The organism is Mesorhizobium sp. LEGMi-168a, from assembly GCF_058312955.1.
In genome coordinates, this window is the sequence record NZ_JBZEGV010000001.1 from 339407 (window position 1) to 356990 (window position 17584).

Annotated in this window: 13 protein-coding genes; 2 read left to right on the plus strand and 11 right to left on the minus strand. The window is 63.8% G+C overall.

Features of this window, described 5'->3' with window-relative positions; all coding sequences use genetic code 11:
* Positions 1 to 18 precede the first annotated feature (18 nt).
* From AC4FWB_RS01755 to rpsL, 8 genes are all read right to left on the minus strand, one after another.
* Positions 19 to 312: a 50S ribosomal protein L23 gene (locus AC4FWB_RS01755; RefSeq protein ID WP_059188488.1), complete on the minus strand. Its 294-nt coding sequence runs from the start codon at positions 310 to 312 to the stop codon at positions 19 to 21.
* A complete protein-coding gene (gene rplD, locus AC4FWB_RS01760) occupies positions 309 to 929 on the minus strand; it encodes a 50S ribosomal protein L4 (protein WP_059188487.1) in 621 nt (206 codons plus the stop codon). Before rplD ends, AC4FWB_RS01755 begins: the two co-directional genes overlap by 4 nt.
* On the minus strand, positions 929 to 1645 hold the full coding sequence (rplC, locus tag AC4FWB_RS01765; RefSeq protein ID WP_059188486.1) for a 50S ribosomal protein L3: 717 nt from the start codon (positions 1643 to 1645) through the stop codon (positions 929 to 931). Before rplC ends, rplD begins: the two co-directional genes overlap by 1 nt.
* A gap of 93 nt (positions 1646 to 1738) precedes the next feature.
* Positions 1739 to 2047, minus strand: a complete 309-nt coding sequence (gene rpsJ / locus AC4FWB_RS01770) for a 30S ribosomal protein S10 (protein ID WP_006205468.1) — start codon at positions 2045 to 2047, stop codon at positions 1739 to 1741.
* A gap of 65 nt (positions 2048 to 2112) precedes the next feature.
* Positions 2113 to 3288: an elongation factor Tu gene (gene tuf, locus AC4FWB_RS01775; protein ID WP_066989565.1), complete on the minus strand. Its 1176-nt coding sequence runs from the start codon at positions 3286 to 3288 to the stop codon at positions 2113 to 2115.
* 65 nt (positions 3289 to 3353) lie between these two features.
* Positions 3354 to 5444, minus strand: a complete 2091-nt coding sequence (gene fusA / locus AC4FWB_RS01780) for an elongation factor G (protein WP_059189564.1) — start codon at positions 5442 to 5444, stop codon at positions 3354 to 3356.
* A 29-nt stretch (positions 5445 to 5473) separates the two neighbouring features.
* Entirely contained in the window at positions 5474 to 5944 is a 471-nt protein-coding gene (gene rpsG, locus AC4FWB_RS01785) for a 30S ribosomal protein S7 (RefSeq protein WP_059189563.1), read from the minus strand.
* Between the two features lie 62 nt (positions 5945 to 6006).
* Positions 6007 to 6378 (minus strand): 30S ribosomal protein S12, encoded by a 372-nt coding sequence (rpsL, locus tag AC4FWB_RS01790; protein WP_006202128.1) that lies wholly within the window; start codon positions 6376 to 6378, stop codon positions 6007 to 6009.
* Between the two features lie 462 nt (positions 6379 to 6840).
* Between rpsL and AC4FWB_RS01795 the strand changes: the two genes are divergently transcribed.
* A complete protein-coding gene (locus tag AC4FWB_RS01795; RefSeq protein ID WP_059189566.1) occupies positions 6841 to 7122 on the plus strand; it encodes a hypothetical protein in 282 nt (93 codons plus the stop codon).
* Positions 7123 to 7221: 99 nt separating this feature from the next.
* Positions 7222 to 8151 (plus strand): Gfo/Idh/MocA family protein, encoded by a 930-nt coding sequence (locus AC4FWB_RS01800; RefSeq protein ID WP_491024058.1) that lies wholly within the window; start codon positions 7222 to 7224, stop codon positions 8149 to 8151.
* 47 nt (positions 8152 to 8198) lie between these two features.
* On the opposite strand, the gene AC4FWB_RS01805 is transcribed toward AC4FWB_RS01800, so the two are convergent.
* The 3 genes from AC4FWB_RS01805 to rpoB form a co-directional block, all read right to left on the minus strand.
* Complete coding sequence (locus tag AC4FWB_RS01805; protein ID WP_491024059.1) at positions 8199 to 8864, minus strand: O-methyltransferase; 666 nt, start codon at positions 8862 to 8864, stop codon at positions 8199 to 8201.
* A gap of 74 nt (positions 8865 to 8938) precedes the next feature.
* Entirely contained in the window at positions 8939 to 13135 is a 4197-nt protein-coding gene (gene rpoC / locus AC4FWB_RS01810; protein ID WP_491024060.1) for a DNA-directed RNA polymerase subunit beta', read from the minus strand.
* Positions 13136 to 13283: 148 nt separating this feature from the next.
* The gene (gene rpoB / locus AC4FWB_RS01815; protein ID WP_491024061.1) at positions 13284 to 17420 is read right to left on the minus strand and encodes a DNA-directed RNA polymerase subunit beta; all 4137 of its coding nucleotides are present in this window, start codon (positions 17418 to 17420) and stop codon (positions 13284 to 13286) included.
* Positions 17421 to 17584 lie beyond the last annotated feature (164 nt).

Below are 17584 nucleotides of genomic sequence, written 5' to 3' on the forward strand. Positions count from 1 at the left end.
CTGTCCTCGCGGCCTTGCTCAGAGACCCGTCGCGACGTCGATCGACTGGCCGTCGGCCAGCGTCACAACCGCCTTCTTGACGTCGCCCTGGCGGCCAACCGTGCCGCGGAAGCGCTTGATCTTGCCCTTGCGGACGAGCGTGTTCACGGCCATCACCTTGACGCCGAAGAGCGCTTCGACGGCGGCCTTGATTTCCGGCTTCGACGCCTTCTTGGCGACGTTGAAGACGACCTGGTTCTGCTCGGAAGCCATGGTCGACTTTTCAGTGATCGCCGGCGAGACGATCACGTCGTAGTGACGAAGGTCGGTCATTTGAAGCGCTCCTCGAGAGCCTCGACGGCGGCCTTGGAAAGGACCAGCGTGCCGCGGCGCAGAATGTCGTAGACGTTGATGCCCTGGATCGGCAGCACGTCAATGTTCGGAATGTTGGTCGCCGCCAGCTTGAAGTTCTGGTCGAGCTCGGCGCCGCCGATCACCAGGGCGTTGGTGAGCCCCAGCGTCTCGAGGCTCGCCGCCAGCGCCTTGGTCTTGGCTTCGGTGAGCTTCAGCTCGTCGACGATGATCAGCGAAGCGCTCTTGGCCTTGGCCGAGAGCGCATGCTTGAGGCCCAGCGCGCGCACCTTCTTGGGCAGCTCGTGCTCATGGCTGCGCACGACCGGGCCGTGCGCCTTGCCGCCGCCGCGGAACTGCGGAGCGCGAGCCGAGTGGTGACGGGCGCGGCCCGTACCCTTCTGCTTGTACATCTTGGCGCCGGTGCGCGCGATCTCGGCGCGGCCCTTGGCCTTGTGCGTGCCCTGCTGCTTCTTGGCGAGCTGCCAGCGCACGACGCGCTGCAGGATGTCCTCGCGCGGGTCAAGGCCGAAAATCTCCTCGGAGAGTTTCACCTTGCCGGCGTCCTTGCCGCCGAGCGTTGTGATCTTGAGGTCCATTATTCCGCTCCCTCAGTGGCCGGGGCTTCGTTCTTGGCGGCAGCGGCGCGGATCGCGGCGGGCTTCGGCGCATTGGCCGGCAGCGCAACCTTGGCAGCGTCACGAACCAGGATCCAGGCGCCCTTGACGCCGGGAACCGCGCCGCGGATCAGGATCAGGCCGCGGTCGGCATCGGTCGAGACGACCTCGACATTCTGCGTGGTGACGCGAACGTCGCCCATGTGGCCGGCCATCTTCTTGCCCTTGAACACCTTGCCGGGGTCCTGGCGCTGACCGGTCGAACCGTGCGTGCGGTGCGAGACCGAGTTACCGTGCGTGGCGCGGCCACCACCCATGTTGTGCCGCTTAATCACGCCCTGGAAACCCTTGCCGGTCGAGGTGCCCGTGACGTCGACCTTCTGGCCGGCGACGAAGTGCTCGACGGTGAGCTCGGCGCCGACGTCGATCATGTTGTCGGCGGAGACTCGGAACTCGGCGAGCTTCGCCTTGGGCTCGACGGAGGCGGCAGCGAAATGGCCGCGCATCGCCTTCGACGTGTTCTTCACCTTGGCAAGGCCAACGCCGAGCTGGACGGCGGTGTAGCCGTTCTTCTCCTGCGTGCGCTGCGCCACGACCTGGCAGTTCTCCATCTGGAGAACGGTGACGGGAACGTGTTCCCCGGCATCGTTGTAGATGCGGGTCATTCCCACCTTCTTTGCAATCACACCTGAACGCATCGGTTCAATTCCTTTAGAGTTCCCTGTCGGGGCTATCGCCCCTCCACGCCTCTTGTTCCTTCAGAGTTCCGGGTCGCCCCGCCCTCTTGTTCCTTAGAGCTTGATCTCGACGTCGACGCCGGCGGCCAGATCGAGCTTCATCAGAGCATCGACCGTCTGCGGGGTCGGATCGACGATGTCGAGCAGCCGCTTGTGGGTGCGCATCTCGAACTGCTCGCGGCTCTTCTTGTCGACGTGAGGCGACCGGTTGACCGTGAACTTTTCGATCCGCGTCGGCAGCGGAATGGGGCCGCGGACGTTGGCGCCGGTGCGCTTGGCGGTCGACACGATTTCGCGCGTCGAGGCGTCGAGCACCCGGTGGTCAAACGCCTTAAGGCGGATGCGGATATTCTGTCCGTTCATGCGTCAATTCCTTGTTCTGGCGCGGCGCGGGCATCCAGCGCCCGCGACAGATCGTTTCGGTCCAATTACTCTTTGATGGTGACGACGATGCCGGCACCGACGGTGCGGCCGCCTTCACGGATGGCGAAGCGCAGCTTCTCTTCCATGGCGATCGGCACGATTAGCTCGACGTCGACGGTGATGTTGTCGCCGGGCATCACCATCTCGGTGCCGGCCGGCAGCGTCACGATGCCCGTCACGTCGGTGGTGCGGAAGTAGAACTGCGGACGGTAGTTGGTGAAGAACGGCGTGTGACGGCCGCCCTCGTCCTTGGTCAGGATGTAGGCTTCGGCAACGAACTTCTTGTGCGGCTTCACCGAGCCCGGCTTGGCCAGAACCTGGCCGCGCTCGACACCCTCGCGATCGATGCCGCGCAAGAGCGCGCCGATGTTGTCGCCGGCCTGGCCCTGGTCGAGCAGCTTGCGGAACATCTCGACGCCCGTGCAGGTCGTCTTGGCCGTCGGACGGATGCCGACGATCTCCAGCTCCTCGCCGACCTTGACCACGCCGCGCTCGACGCGGCCGGTCACAACCGTGCCGCGGCCCGAGATCGAGAACACGTCTTCGATCGGCATCAGGAACGGCTTGTCCAGCGGACGAACCGGCGTCGGGATGTAGGCGTCGACCTGAGCCATCAGTTCGCGGATGGCGTCCTCGCCGATGGTCTTGTTGGAGTCTTCAAGCGCAGCCAGCGCCGAGCCCTTGACGATCGGAATGTCGTCGCCGGGGAACTCGTTCTTGGTCAACAGCTCGCGGACCTCGAGCTCGACCAGCTCGAGCAGCTCGGCGTCGTCGACCTGGTCGACCTTGTTCAGGAACACCACGATCGAGGGCACGCCGACCTGGCGGGCCAAGAGGATGTGCTCGCGGGTCTGCGGCATCGGGCCGTCGGCGGCCGAAACCACCAGGATCGCGCCGTCCATCTGGGCAGCGCCGGTGATCATGTTCTTCACATAGTCGGCGTGGCCGGGGCAGTCGACGTGGGCATAGTGACGGTTGGCCGTCTCATACTCGACGTGCGCCGTCGAGATCGTGATGCCGCGCGCCTTCTCTTCAGGTGCTGCGTCGATCTGGTCATAGCGCTTGTATTCGCCAAAATACTTCGTGATCGCCGCCGTCAGCGACGTCTTGCCATGATCGACGTGCCCGATCGTGCCAATGTTCACATGCGGCTTGGTGCGCTCGAATTTACCTTTTGCCATGTGATGTCTCCATTCCTGCTTGCCCGTGCGGGGCTCAAATTAAGGTGCCGTGCAACCCGCTCGAGTTACGCGTATTTCTTCTGGACTTCCTGGGCGACCGCGGTCGGAACCGGCTCATAGTGGTCGAACTGCATCGTGTACTGGGCGCGGCCCTGCGACATCGAACGCAGATTGTCGACGTACTTGAACATGTTGGCCAAAGGCACCATGGCGTTGATGACAACCGCCACGCCACGCGCTTCCTGGCCCTGGATCTGGCCACGACGGCCGTTGAGATCGCCGATGACGCCGCCGACATAGTCTTCCGGCGTCACGACCTCGACCTTCATGATCGGCTCCAGAAGCTGCACGCCGAGCCGGGGGGCGGCTTCCTTGAAGCAGGCGCGGGACGCGATTTCGAACGCCAGCACCGAGGAGTCGACGTCGTGGAAGGCACCGTCGATCAGCGTCGCCTTGACGCCGATCATCGGGAAGCCGGCGAACGGACCGGAGCCCATGACGCTGTTGATGCCCTTCTCGACGCCGGGGATGTATTCCTTCGGCACCGCGCCGCCGACGATCTTGGACTCGAACACGAACTCCTCGCTCTCGGTGTTCGGCTCGAACACGATCTTGACGCGGGCGAACTGGCCGGTACCGCCGGTCTGCTTCTTGTGCGTGTAATCCTGCTCATGGGTGCGGGTGATCGTCTCGCGATAGGCCACCTGCGGAGCGCCGACATTGGCTTCCACCTTGAACTCGCGGCGCATGCGGTCGACGATGATGTCGAGATGCAGCTCGCCCATGCCGGCGATGATGGTCTGGCCGCTTTCCTCATCGGTCTTGACGCGGAAGGACGGATCCTCGGCCGCCAGGCGATGCAGCGCCAGGCCCATCTTCTCCTGGTCGTTCTTGGTCTTCGGCTCGATGGCGATCTGGATGACCGGATCGGGGAACTCCATGCGCTCGAGGATGACCGGGTGCAGCGGATCGCAAAGCGTATCGCCGGTGGTCGTGTCCTTGAGGCCGGCCAGCGCGACGATGTCGCCGGCATAGGCTTCCTCGATGTCGGCGCGCGAGTTCGCATGCATCTGCAGCATGCGGCCGATGCGCTCCTTCTTGCCCTTCACGGTGTTGTCGAGCGAGGCGCCCTTGGCGAGCTTGCCCGAATAGATGCGGGCAAAGGTCAGCGAACCGACGAACGGGTCGTTCATGATCTTGAACGCCAGCATCGATAGCGGCTCATTGTCATCGGCATGACGCTCGATCTCGGCGTCGGTCTTGGCGTCGACGCCCTTGATGGCCGGCACGTCGATCGGCGACGGCAGGTATTCGACGACGGCGTCGAGCAACGGCTGCACGCCCTTGTTCTTGAAGGCCGAGCCGCAGAACATCGGGAAAAACTTGACCGCGATGGTGCCCTTGCGGATCAACGCGCGGATCTCGTCGTTCGACGGCATCTTGCCTTCGAGGTAGTTCTCGAGCGCGGTCTCGTCCATCTCGACGGCCGCCTCGATCATCTTCTCGCGATACTGCTCGGCCTTCTCCTTGAGGTCGGCCGGAATCTCGACGACGTCCCAGGCAGCGCCAAGGGTCTCGTCGCGCCAGACGAGCGCGTTCATCTCGACGAGGTCGACGACGCCCTTGAACTCGGTCTCGGCGCCGATCGGCAGCTGCATGACGACAGCCTGCGCGCCAAGGCGCGAGCCGATCATTTCCTCGGAGCGGTAAAAGTCGGCGCCGATCTTGTCCATCTTGTTGCAGAAGATCATGCGCGGCACGTGGTACTTGTCGGCCTGGCGCCACACGGTCTCAGTCTGCGGCTCGACGCCGGCGTTGGCATCGAGCAGCGCGATGGCGCCGTCGAGCACGCGCAGCGAACGCTCGACTTCGATGGTGAAGTCGACGTGTCCGGGGGTGTCGATGATGTTGAAGCGGCGCATCTTGCCGTCACGACCCTTCCAGAAGGTCGTGGTCGCGGCCGAAGTGATGGTGATGCCGCGTTCCTGCTCCTGCTCCATCCAGTCCATGGTGGCAGCGCCGTCATGAACTTCGCCGATCTTGTGCGACTTGCCCGTGTAGTACAGGACGCGCTCGGTCGTCGTCGTCTTGCCGGCGTCGATATGCGCCATGATACCGAAATTACGGTAGTCTTCGATTTTGTATTCGCGGGCCATGGGAGGTGCCTCTCAGTCTCGTTCGCGCTTTACCAGCGGTAGTGCGCGAAGGCGCGGTTGGCTTCCGCCATCTTGTGGGTGTCTTCACGCTTCTTGACGGCGGTGCCGCGGTTGTTGGCCGCGTCCATCAGCTCGCCCGAGAGGCGGTCGATCATGGTGGTCTCGTTGCGGTTGCGGGCCGCGGCGATCAGCCAACGGATCGCCAGCGCCTGACGGCGCTCGGGGCGCACGTCGACCGGAACCTGGTAGGTGGCGCCGCCGACGCGGCGCGAGCGCACTTCCACATGCGGCGCGACATTGTCGAGCGCCTGATGGAAGACGGTGACCGGCTCCTGCTTGGTCTTGGCCTGGACCTGGTCCAGCGCGCCGTAGACGATCGTCTCGGCAACCGACTTCTTGCCGTCATACATGACGGCGTTCATGAACTTGGTGACGATCAGGTCGCCGAACTTGGGGTCCGGATTGATCTCACGCTTTTCTGCACTGTGACGACGGGACATGGCTCTTGTCTCTCAATCTCGTGGCACGGCGCAGTCAAAAAAAGCGCCGAAGCCGGAAACCCTTACTTCGGACGCTTGGCACCGTATTTCGAACGGCGCTGCTTGCGGTTCTTGACACCCTGCGTGTCGAGCACGCCGCGGATGATGTGATAGCGGACGCCCGGCAGATCCTTGACGCGGCCGCCGCGGATCATGACCACCGAGTGCTCCTGAAGGTTATGGCCTTCGCCCGGGATGTAGCCGATCACTTCGAAACCATTGGTCAGGCGGATCTTGGCGACCTTGCGCAGCGCCGAGTTCGGCTTCTTCGGCGTCGTGGTGTAGACGCGCGTGCAGACGCCCCGCTTCTGCGGGTTCTGCTGCATGGCCGGGACCTTGTTGCGCTTCACCGGCGCCAGGCGCGGCTTGCGGATCAGCTGGTTGACGGTAGGCATTAAACCCTCTTGTCTCTCAATTCCGTGTCTTGCCCTGTCAGGGCCGCTCAAAGCGTCATTTCCATACGCAAATTCGGGCAACACACCGCGCCTCGCGGTCCTGCCCGAACAAATTGCAGAGGAAGCGAAAGCCGCTTCATGCGCGCCGGAAATGTCTTTTCGCTCGTAAAACGAACCCTGTTTGAGACAAACTCCAAAGCGCGTCGCCTCGGAAAGGCAAGTCTCACATCGGTTCTGACGGGGCGGCTTCTACTCGCAAGGTCGATATCCGTCAACCCCGGAGCGGCAAATATTGCGCCCAAATCGGAGCTTGGCAGCCATGCGGAAAACGCATGTAATTTTCTTGCGTCTTTTTTCAAGGGCGAGGAAGAAAGTGACCGGCTTTCGGCTGTCCTATGCGCCGGCTTCGTGCCAAAAGGCGGCATGAAGAGGAAAATTCCCTTCGCCCAAAGGAATCAGCCCGTGAACGACAATGAAGAGCGCCCGGTCACCATCATCACCGGCCGGGTTTGGCGACGCAAGGGCGGCAAGCCGGAAGGCGTGCATGTGATGCTGGTCGCGCCTGACGATGATTCTGCCGTGCGCCGCGCGCTCGAATCGCTCGCGGCCGAAGGATTCGCGGAAGCCGAGCTAGACCAGATCGGTGACATGGAAGGTGTACCCGACGAAGAGCCGCATCTGTCGGCCTATCAAGGCGCGCTGGAAGGCGAGGTTTCGATCGTCACTTTCGACGAACCGGTCTGATCCACCGAGGCGACCGGAACGCCTCCCACTCCTCCTGGCTTGCCGGGCACCATTGTCCTGCCTAGAAACACCCACCTCTTCCAATCTCTCGGAGCCTCCATGACCGGCAACCCAATCAAGCTCGGTATCGTCGGCGTGGGAAAGATCGTCCGCGACCAGCATCTCCCCGCCTTGGCGAAGGACGCCAACTACCAGCTTGCGGCCGCCGCCAGCCGCCACGGCAAGGTCGACGGCATCCCGAACTATCCGACGATCGAGGCGATGCTCGCGGCCGAGTCCAGCCTGGAAGCCGTCTCGCTCTGCATGCCGCCGCAGTTCCGCTACGACGCGGCGCGCACGGCGCTCGAGGCGAGGAAGCATGTCTTCCTGGAGAAGCCGCCGGGCGCAACCGTCAGCGAGGTCGAGGACCTCAAGGCGCTTGCCGCGAAGAATGGCGTTTCGCTTTTCGCCAGCTGGCACTCGCGCTATGCGCCGGCGGTCGAGGCCGCGCGCGCTTTCCTCGCCTCGGCCAGGATCAGCTCGGCCGCCATCAACTGGAAGGAAGACGTGCGCCGCTGGCACCCGAACCAGGAATGGATCTGGGCGCCGGGCGGCTTCGGCGTGTTCGATCCGGGCATCAACGCGCTGTCGATCGCCACCCACATTCTGCCGCCAATGTTCATCACCTCGGCTGTGCTCGACTTCCCTGAGAATCGCGCGTCGCCGGTTGCTGCGCATGTCACGTTCCGCACCTCGAACGGCCTGCCGGTGACTATGGAGCTCGACTGGCTGCAGACCGGGCCGCAGAGCTGGGATATCCTGGCCGAGACCGACAAGGGCAGGATGGTGCTTTCGGGCGGCGGCGCAAAGCTCGCCGTCGACGGCAAGATCGTCCATGACGAGCCGGAAGCGGAATATCCGATGCTCTACAAGCGCTTCGCCGAGATCGTGCGGGCCGGCGTCTCCGACGTCGACCTGGCGCCGCTGCAACATGTCGCCGACGCCTTCATGCTCGGCAAGCGCAACGTGGTCGAGGCGTTCTTCGATTGAGCTGAATTGACTGCTTCGACTGAGTTGATTGGACTGGCGCGCCCGCGTCAGTCCACGATGGCGATAGCGAAGCCGTCATAGCCTTTGGCGCCGACGGTCTGGATGGCGGTGCCGTCCAGCCGCTTCTCGCCGCCGATGAAGGAGAACGCCGCGCGGGCACCCTCGACATTGGCATCGCCGCTATGCTCTTTCACGACGGCGCCGTCGCGGATGACGTTGTCGCAGACGATGACCGTTCCGGGACGTGCCAGCCGCATGGCCCAGGTGAGATAATTCGGGTTGTTCGGCTTATCGGCGTCGATGAAGATCAGGTCGAACGGACCGGCATTTTCGCTGTCCAACGCCGTGAGCGACTGAAGCGCCGGGCCGAGACGCAGATCCACCTTGTCGGAAACCCCTGCCCGCTCGAAATTCGAGCGCGCGACCTTGGCGTGGTGCGGATCGAGCTCCAGCGTCACGACCTTGCCTTCGGCGGGCAAGCCCCTTGCCATCCAGATGGTCGAGTAGCCGCCGAGCGTGCCGATCTCGAGCACCTTCTTTGCACCGCGGATCCGCACCAGCAGCGAAAGCAATTTGCCCTGCGCGGCGGAGACGTCGATCGCCGGCAGGCCCTGCTCGCGGTTGGCCGCAAGCGCGGCGTCAAGCGCGGGATCCGGTTCGAAAAGGGAGGAAACGATATAGTCGTCGACGGCAGTCCAGATCTTGGCGCTCATGATTTTCCTCGTTGGTACCCGGAATGCAAAAGGGGCCACGCAGGCCCCTTTTTTCTTCTCTCATCCGCCCGCGCTTACTGCGCGGCGTTGACCATGTTGGTCAGCATCGGCTCGGCGACCTCTACGCCGGACGCCTTGCGGCGCTCGTCGATGATGAGCTCGTCGCGCGAGGTGGCGATGCGCCGGATCTGGCTCATCGTGCCGCCGGTGCCGGCCGGGATCAGACGGCCGACGATGACGTTTTCCTTCAGGCCCTGCAGCATGTCGGTCTTGCCGGCAACCGCTGCCTCGGTCAGCACCCTGGTCGTCTCCTGGAAGGAGGCGGCCGAGATGAAGGACGGCGTCTGCAGCGAGGCCTTGGTGATGCCGAGCAGCACCGGCTGGCCTTCGGCCGGCTTCTTGCCGTCCTCGACCAGGCGCTCGTTGACCTCGTCCAGCTCGATCACGTCGACGTGGTCGCCCGGGATGTAGGTCGAGTCGCCCTGCGTGGTGATCTCGACCTTCTGCAGCATCTGGCGAACGATCACCTCGATGTGCTTGTCGTTGATCGACACGCCCTGCAGGCGGTAGACCTCCTGGATCTCGTTGACGAGGTAGGACGCCAGCGCCTCCACGCCCTTGATCGCCAGGATGTCGTGCGGCGCCGGATTGCCGTCGAGGATGTAGTCGCCCTTCTCGATGACGTCGCCGTCCTGGAGATGGAACGGCTTGCCCTTCGGGATCAGGTACTCGACCGGCTCCAGCGTCGAGTCGTGCGGCTCGATGATGATGCGGCGCTTGTTCTTGTAGTCGCGGCCGAAGCGGATCGTGCCATCGATCTCGGCGATGATGGCGTGATCCTTCGGACGGCGAGCCTCGAACAGTTCCGCGACACGCGGCAGACCACCGGTGATGTCCTTGGTCTTGGCGCTTTCCATCGGGATACGCGCAAGCACGTCGCCCGGACGGACATGCGCGCCCGGCTCGACCGAGAGGATGGCCTCGACCGAGAGCAGGAAGCGTGCATCGCCGCCCTTCGACAGCTTGCCGACCTTGCCCTTGGCGTCCTGAACGGCGATCGCCGGCTTCAGGTCGCTACCGCGCGGCGTCGAACGCCAGTCGATGACCTCACGCTTGGTGATGCCGGTCGACTCGTCGGCCGTTTCCTGAACGGAGATGCCGTCGACCAGATCCTCGAACGCCACCTTGCCTTCGATTTCGGTGAGGATCGGGCGGGTATAAGGATCCCACTCGGCGATGCGCTGACCGCGCTTCACCTTGTCGCCATCGTCCACGAAGATGCGCGAGCCGTAGGCGACACGGTGCGTAGCGCGCTCCTTGCCGGTCTCGTCGAGGATCAGAACCGCCATGTTGCGGCCCATGACCATCTGCTGGCCTTCGGAGTTGCGCACCACGTTACGGTTGCGGATCTCGACCTTGCCCTCATAGGAGGCTTCAAGGAACGAGCTATCCACCACCTGCGCGGTGCCGCCCATGTGGAAGGTGCGCATGGTGAGCTGGGTGCCCGGCTCGCCGATCGACTGCGCCGCGATGACGCCGACAGCCTCGCCCTGGTTGACGGGCGTGCCGCGGGCAAGATCGCGACCGTAGCAGACCGCGCAGACGCCGGTCCTGACCTCGCAGGTCAGCGCCGAGCGAATGCGCACCGACTGGACGCCGGCCTTCTCGATCTGCTCCACATCGCGCTCGTCCATCAGCTTGCCGGCCTTGACCAGCAGTTCGCCGCTGACCGGATGGTTGATGTCGTCGAGCGCCGTGCGGCCCAGCACGCGCTGGCCGACCGAGGCGACGATCTGGCCGGCATCGACGATCGGCTGCATGGTGAGGCCCTTGTCGGTGCCGCAATCCAGCGAATTGACGATGCAGTCCTGCGCCACGTCGACCAGACGGCGGGTCAGGTAACCCGAGTTCGCCGTCTTGAGCGCGGTGTCGGCCAGACCCTTGCGGGCGCCGTGGGTCGAGTTGAAGTACTCGAGCACGGTGAGGCCTTCCTTGAAGTTCGAGATGATCGGCGTCTCGATGATCTCGCCCGAAGGCTTGGCCATCAGGCCGCGCATGCCGGCGAGCTGGCGCATCTGGGTGGGCGAACCGCGCGCACCCGAATGCGACATCATGTAGATCGAGTTCATCGGCTTCTGACGGCCGTTGTCCTCGAACTCGACGGCCTTGATGCGGGCCATCATCTCGTCGGCGACCTTTTCCGAGCACTTGGCCCAGGCGTCGACCACCTTGTTGTACTTCTCGCCCTGGGTGATCAGGCCGTCATTGTACTGCTGCTCGTACTCCTTGGCCAAAGCCTCCGTCTCGGACACCAGCTTCAGCTTGGTGTCCGGGATCAGCATGTCATCCTTGCCGAACGAAATGCCGGCGCGGCACGCATGGGCAAAACCGAGCGCCATGATGCGATCGCAGAAGATGACCGTCTCCTTCTGACCGCAGTGGCGGTAGACGGTGTCGATCATCTTGGAGATGTTCTTCTTGGTCATCTCCTGGTTGGCGGTCTCATAAGGCACGTTGACGTTCTTCGGCAGCAGCTCGCCGATGATCATGCGGCCAGGCGTGGTGTCGTAGATCTTCGACACGACCTTGCCCTCGGCGTCGACCGTGCGGAAGCGGCCCTTGATCTTGGCGTGCAGCGTCACGGCCTTGGTCTCCAGCGCGTGCTGGAGCTCGCCCATGTCGGCGAACACCATGCCTTCGCCCGGCTCGTTCTGGTTGACGATCGACAGGTAGTAGAGACCGAGAACCATGTCCTGCGACGGCACGATGATCGGCGCGCCGGAGGCCGGGTGCAGGATGTTGTTGGTCGACATCATCAGCACGCGGGCCTCGAGCTGCGCTTCCAGCGACAGCGGCACGTGGACCGCCATCTGGTCGCCGTCGAAGTCGGCGTTGAAGGCCGTGCAGACCAGCGGATGCAGCTGGATCGCCTTGCCTTCGATCAGGATCGGCTCGAACGCCTGGATGCCGAGACGGTGCAGCGTCGGCGCGCGGTTCAAGAGCACCGGATGCTCGCGGATGACCTCGTCGAGGATATCCCAGACCTCCGGACGCTCCTTCTCAACCAGCTTCTTCGCCTGCTTGACGGTCGAGGAGAAGCCCTTGGCGTCGAGACGCGCGTAGATGAAGGGCTTGAAGAGCTCCAGCGCCATCTTCTTCGGCAGGCCGCACTGGTGCAGCTTGAGCTCCGGACCGGTCACGATGACCGAGCGGCCGGAATAGTCGACGCGCTTGCCGAGCAGGTTCTGGCGGAACCGGCCCTGCTTGCCCTTCAGCATGTCGGACAGCGACTTCAGCGGACGCTTGTTGGCGCCGGTGATGACGCGGCCGCGGCGGCCGTTGTCGAAGAGCGCGTCGACGGCCTCCTGCAGCATGCGCTTTTCGTTGCGCACGATGATGCCCGGCGCCCGCAGCTCGATCAGCCGCTTCAGGCGGTTGTTGCGGTTGATGACGCGGCGATAGAGGTCGTTGAGGTCGGACGTCGCGAAGCGGCCGCCATCCAGCGGGACGAGCGGACGCAGATCCGGCGGGATCACCGGAACCACCTTCATGATCATCCATTCCGGACGGTTGCCGGATTCCATGAAGTTCTCGACGACCTTGAGCCGCTTCAAGAGCTTCTTCTGCTTGAGCTCGGACGAGGTCGAAGCCAGCTCCGAGCGCAGGTCGCCGGCGATCTTCTCAAGATCCATGCCGGCAAGCAGGTCATGGATGGCCTCGGCGCCGATCATGGCGGTGAACGAATCCTCGCCATACTCGTCGACGGCCAGCATGTACTCTTCCTCGCTGAGCAGCTGGTGCTCCTTCAGCGCGGTGAGGCCGGGCTCGGTAACGATGTAGTTCTCGAAGTAGAGGACGCGCTCGATGTCCTTCAGCGTCATGTCGAGCAGCGTGCCGATGCGCGAGGGCAGCGACTTCAGGAACCAGATGTGGGCGACGGGCGCGGCGAGCTCGATATGGCCCATGCGCTCGCGGCGGACGCGCGACAGGGTGACTTCGACGCCGCACTTCTCGCAGATGACGCCCTTGTACTTCATGCGCTTGTACTTGCCGCACAGGCACTCATAGTCCTTGATCGGGCCAAAAATGCGCGCGCAGAACAGACCGTCACGCTCCGGCTTGAAGGTGCGGTAGTTGATGGTCTCCGGCTTTTTGATCTCGCCGAACGACCAGGACAGAATCTTCTCAGGGCTGGCGAGCGAGATCCGGATGGAATCGAACACCTGCGCAGGCGCCTGGGGGTTGAAGAGATTCATGACCTCTTGGTTCATGCCGTTCTCCTTTTCGGGGTCCTCGAAAACCCCTTGCATCGAGCGCGGGCCGAATGCCCGCAGACTGGCCGGCCTGACCGGCCGAAGAATTTGAGGGGCGCGCCGCGTCCTGGGGAGCGGCGCGCCATTGCCTTACTCGGCTGCGCCCCTATTCAGCAGCATCTGGCAGCCGAACGGGAGCGTCTTCGATCTTGGTGTTCTCCAGCTCGACGTTGAGGCCGAGGGACCGCATTTCCTTGACGAGAACGTTGAAGCTCTCGGGAATGCCCGCCTCGAACGTGTCGTCGCCTCTGACGATCGCCTCGTAGACCTTGGTGCGGCCGGCGACGTCGTCCGACTTCACCGTCAGCATCTCCTGCAGCGTGTAGGCGGCGCCGTAGGCCTCGAGCGCCCAGACCTCCATTTCGCCGAAGCGCTGGCCGCCGAACTGCGCCTTGCCGCCCAGCGGCTGCTGGGTGACCAGCGAGTACGGACCGATCGAGCGCGCGTGGATCTTGTCGTCCACCAGGTGATGCAGCTTGAGCATATAGATGTAGCCCATCGTCACCTTGCGATCGAACGGCTCGCCGGTACGGCCGTCATAGAGCTGCGACTGACCGCTGGTGTGCAGGCCCGCCTGCTCCAGCATGGTGTTGATGTCGGCCTCGTGCGCGCCGTCGAACACCGGGGTCGCGATGGAGACGCCGCGGCGCATCTGCTCGCTGAGGCGAATGATGCTCTCGTCGTCATACTCACGGATCGGCTCGTTGCGGTCGTTGGAAGGCATGAAGCTTTCCAGCGTCTTGCGCAGCGGCTTGATGTCGCCGCCACCCTTATAGGCGTCGATCAGCTCGCCGATCTTCCTGCCCATGCCGGCGCAGGCCCAGCCCAGATGCGTCTCCAGGATCTGGCCGACATTCATGCGGCTCGGCACACCCAGCGGGTTGAGCACGATATCGGCATGCGTGCCGTCCTCGAGGAAAGGCATGTCCTCGACCGGAACGATGCGCGACACGACACCCTTGTTGCCGTGACGGCCGGCCATCTTGTCGCCCGGCTGCATCTTGCGCTTCACCGCCACGAAGACCTTGACCATCTTCATGACGCCCGGAGGCATCTCGTCGCCGCGCTGCACCTTCTCGACCTTGTCCATGAAGCGCTGCTCGAGCGCCTTCTTGGAGTCGTCGTACTGGCCGCGCAGCGCTTCCAGCTCGCTCTGGAGCTTTTCGTTCTCCACGGCGAACTGCCACCACTGCGAGCGCGGATACTCGTCGAGCGTGTCCTTCGACAGCTTCGAGCCCTTCTTGAAGCCCTTCGGTCCGGCGATCGCCTCCTTGCCGACCAGCATGTCGGAAAGGCGCGAATAGACGTTGCGGTCGAGGATCGCCTGCTCGTCGTCGCGGTCCTTGGCCAGGCGCTCGATCTCCTCGCGCTCGATCGCCATGGCGCGCTCGTCCTTCTCGACGCCGTGGCGGTTGAAGACGCGCACTTCGACGACAGTGCCAAAGGTGCCCGGAGGCATGCGCATGGAGGTGTCGCGAACGTCGGAGGCCTTCTCGCCGAAGATGGCGCGCAGCAGCTTTTCTTCCGGCGTCATCGGGCTTTCGCCCTTCGGCGTGATCTTGCCGACCAGAATGTCGCCCGGCTGCACTTCCGCGCCGATATAGACGATGCCGGCCTCGTCGAGGTTCTTCAGCGCTTCTTCCGAGACGTTCGGAATGTCGCGCGTGATTTCCTCCGGTCCGAGCTTGGTGTCGCGGGCCATGACCTCGAACTCCTCGATATGGATCGAGGTGAAGACGTCGTCGGCCACGATGCGCTCGGAGAGCAGGATCGAGTCCTCGTAGTTGTAACCGTTCCACGGCATGAACGCGACCAGCACGTTGCGGCCGAGCGCCAGATCGCCGAGCTCGGTCGACGGACCGTCGGCAATGATGTCGCCCTTGTTCACCCGGTCGCCCACACGCACCAGCGGACGCTGGTTGATGCAGGTGTTCTGGTTCGAACGCTGGAACTTCATCAGCCGGTAGATGTCGACGCCGGACTTGCCGGGATCGAGATCTTCCGTGGCGCGGATGACGATACGGGTGGCGTCCACCTGGTCGACCACGCCGCCGCGGCGGGCGCCGATGGCGGCGCCCGAGTCACGGGCGACGACCGGCTCCATGCCGGTGCCGACGAACGGCGCCTCGGCGCGGACCAGCGGCACGGCCTGACGCTGCATGTTCGAGCCCATCAGCGCGCGGTTGGCGTCGTCGTTCTCGAGGAACGGAATGAGGGCCGCGGCCACCGAGACCATCTGCTTCGGCGACACGTCCATCAGGTCGACGTTCTCGCGCGGCGCCATCATCACCTCGCCGGCGTTGCGGCAGATGACGAACTCGTCGACGAAGCTGCCATGCTTGTCGAGCTCGGCATTGGCCTGCGCGACATGGTGCTTGGCCTCTTCCATCGCCGACAGATAGACAACTTCGTTGGTCAGCTTGCCGTTGACGATCTTGCGGTACGGGCTCTCGATGAAGCCGTACTTGTTGACGCGCGCGAAGGTGGCGAGCGAGTTGATCAGGCCGATATTCGGGCCTTCCGGCGTCTCGATCGGGCAGATGCGGCCGTAATGCGTCGGGTGCACGTCGCGCACCTCGAAGCCGGCGCGCTCGCGGGTCAGACCGCCCGGTCCAAGCGCCGACAGGCGGCGCTTGTGGGTGATCTCCGACAGCGGATTGGTCTGGTCCATGAACTGCGACAGCTGCGAGGAGCCGAAGAACTCGCGCACGGCGGCGGCCGCCGGCTTGGCGTTGATCAGGTCCTGCGGCATGACCGTATCGATCTCGATCGAGGACATACGCTCCTTGATCGCGCGCTCCATGCGCAGCAGGCCGACGCGGTACTGGTTCTCCATCAGCTCGCCGACCGAGCGCACGCGGCGGTTGCCGAGATTGTCGATGTCGTCGATCTCGCCCTTGCCGTCGCGCAGCTCGACCAGCGTCTTGACCACGGCCAGGATGTCTTCCTTGCGCAGCACGCGCACGGTGTCCTCGGCCTTGAGCTCGAGGCGCATGTTCATCTTGACGCGGCCGACGGCCGACAGGTCATAGCGCTCGCTGTCGAAGAACAGCGAGTTGAACATGGCTTCGGCCGTCTCGAGCGTCGGCGGCTCGCCCGGACGCATGACGCGGTAGATGTCGAACAGCGCGTCCTGGCGGCTCTCGTTCTTGTCGACGGCCAGCGTGTTGCGGATGTAGGCGCCGACATTGACGTGATCGATGTCGAGGATCTGGATCTCGTCCTCGCCGGTGCCGAGCAGCACCTTCAGCGTCTTGTCGTCGATCTCGTCGCCAGCCTCGAGGAAGATCTCGCCGGTGGCGTAGTTGACGATGTCCTCGGCCAGATAATTGCCGAGCAGGTCCTCGTCGGTCGCCTTGATCGCCTTGAGGCCCTTCTCGCCGAGCTGGCGGGCCTGGCGGGCGGTGATCTTCTTGCCGGCCTCGACGACGATCTCGCCCGTATCCGCGTCGACCAGGTCGCCGACGGCCTTGAGACCGCGGAAACGCTCGACGTTGAACGGAATGCGCCAGTGGTCGCCGGCGCGCTTGTAGGTGATCTTGTTGTAGAAGGTCGACAGGATCTCCTCGCCGTCCATGCCGAGCGCCATCAAGAGCGAGGTCACCGGAATCTTGCGGCGGCGGTCGATGCGGGCGTGCACGACGTCCTTGCTGTCGAACTCGATGTCGAGCCACGAGCCGCGATAGGGGATGACGCGCGCGGCAAACAGAAGCTTGCCTGACGAGTGCGACTTGCCCTTGTCATGGTCGAAGAAAACGCCCGGCGAGCGGTGCATCTGCGATACGATGACGCGCTCGGTGCCGTTGACGATGAAGGTACCGTTCGACGTCATGAGCGGCATGTCGCCCATGTAGACGTCCTGCTCCTTGATGTCCTTGATCGACTTGGCGCCGGTGTCCTCGTCGATATCGAACACGATGAGGCGCAGCGTCACCTTGAGCGGCGCGGCATAGGTCAGGTCGCGCTGACGGCATTCGTCAACGTCGAATTTCGGTCCTTCGAACTCATACTTCACGAATTCCAGCATCGAGGAGCCGGAAAAATCGGAGATCGGGAAGACCGACTTGAAAACAGCCTGCAGCCCCTCGTCAGGACGCCCGCCCTTGGGCTCGTCCACCATCAGGAACTGGTCATAGGATGCCTTTTGAACCTCGATCAGGTTCGGCATCTCCGCAACTTCCGGGATCTTTCCGAAGAACTTGCGTACGCGTCTGCGGCCATTGAAAGTCTGGGTCTGGGCCATCGTCGCTCCTTAGCTCAAAACTCGGGACGAACCTCGCCGCGGTTCGCCTTGCATCAACGGGCCGCCTCGCCGGCTGCCCTTGTCTGTTTTTCCGGCCGCCTTCCCAATTGCTTGGCGGCTGCCGGCTAAAACGGGAGAAAACCCGTTTCCTGAAGGCCGCTTCC

Coding starts and splice junctions, on each gene's coding strand:
- rplC (WP_059188486.1), bottom strand. CDS start 1,645: ATGCGTTCAGGTGTGATTGCAAAGAAGGTGGGAATGACCCGCATCTAC.
- rpsL (WP_006202128.1), bottom strand. CDS start 6,378: ATGCCTACCGTCAACCAGCTGATCCGCAAGCCGCGCCTGGCGCCGGTG.
- rplD (WP_059188487.1), bottom strand. CDS start 929: ATGGACCTCAAGATCACAACGCTCGGCGGCAAGGACGCCGGCAAGGTG.
- AC4FWB_RS01755 (WP_059188488.1), bottom strand. CDS start 312: ATGACCGACCTTCGTCACTACGACGTGATCGTCTCGCCGGCGATCACT.
- rpsJ (WP_006205468.1), bottom strand. CDS start 2,047: ATGAACGGACAGAATATCCGCATCCGCCTTAAGGCGTTTGACCACCGG.
- AC4FWB_RS01805 (WP_491024059.1), bottom strand. CDS start 8,864: ATGAGCGCCAAGATCTGGACTGCCGTCGACGACTATATCGTTTCCTCC.
- rpsG (WP_059189563.1), bottom strand. CDS start 5,944: ATGTCCCGTCGTCACAGTGCAGAAAAGCGTGAGATCAATCCGGACCCC.
- rpoC (WP_491024060.1), bottom strand. CDS start 13,135: ATGAACCAAGAGGTCATGAATCTCTTCAACCCCCAGGCGCCTGCGCAG.
- AC4FWB_RS01800 (WP_491024058.1), top strand. CDS start 7,222: ATGACCGGCAACCCAATCAAGCTCGGTATCGTCGGCGTGGGAAAGATC.
- tuf (WP_066989565.1), bottom strand. CDS start 3,288: ATGGCAAAAGGTAAATTCGAGCGCACCAAGCCGCATGTGAACATTGGC.
- fusA (WP_059189564.1), bottom strand. CDS start 5,444: ATGGCCCGCGAATACAAAATCGAAGACTACCGTAATTTCGGTATCATG.
- rpoB (WP_491024061.1), bottom strand. CDS start 17,420: ATGGCCCAGACCCAGACTTTCAATGGCCGCAGACGCGTACGCAAGTTC.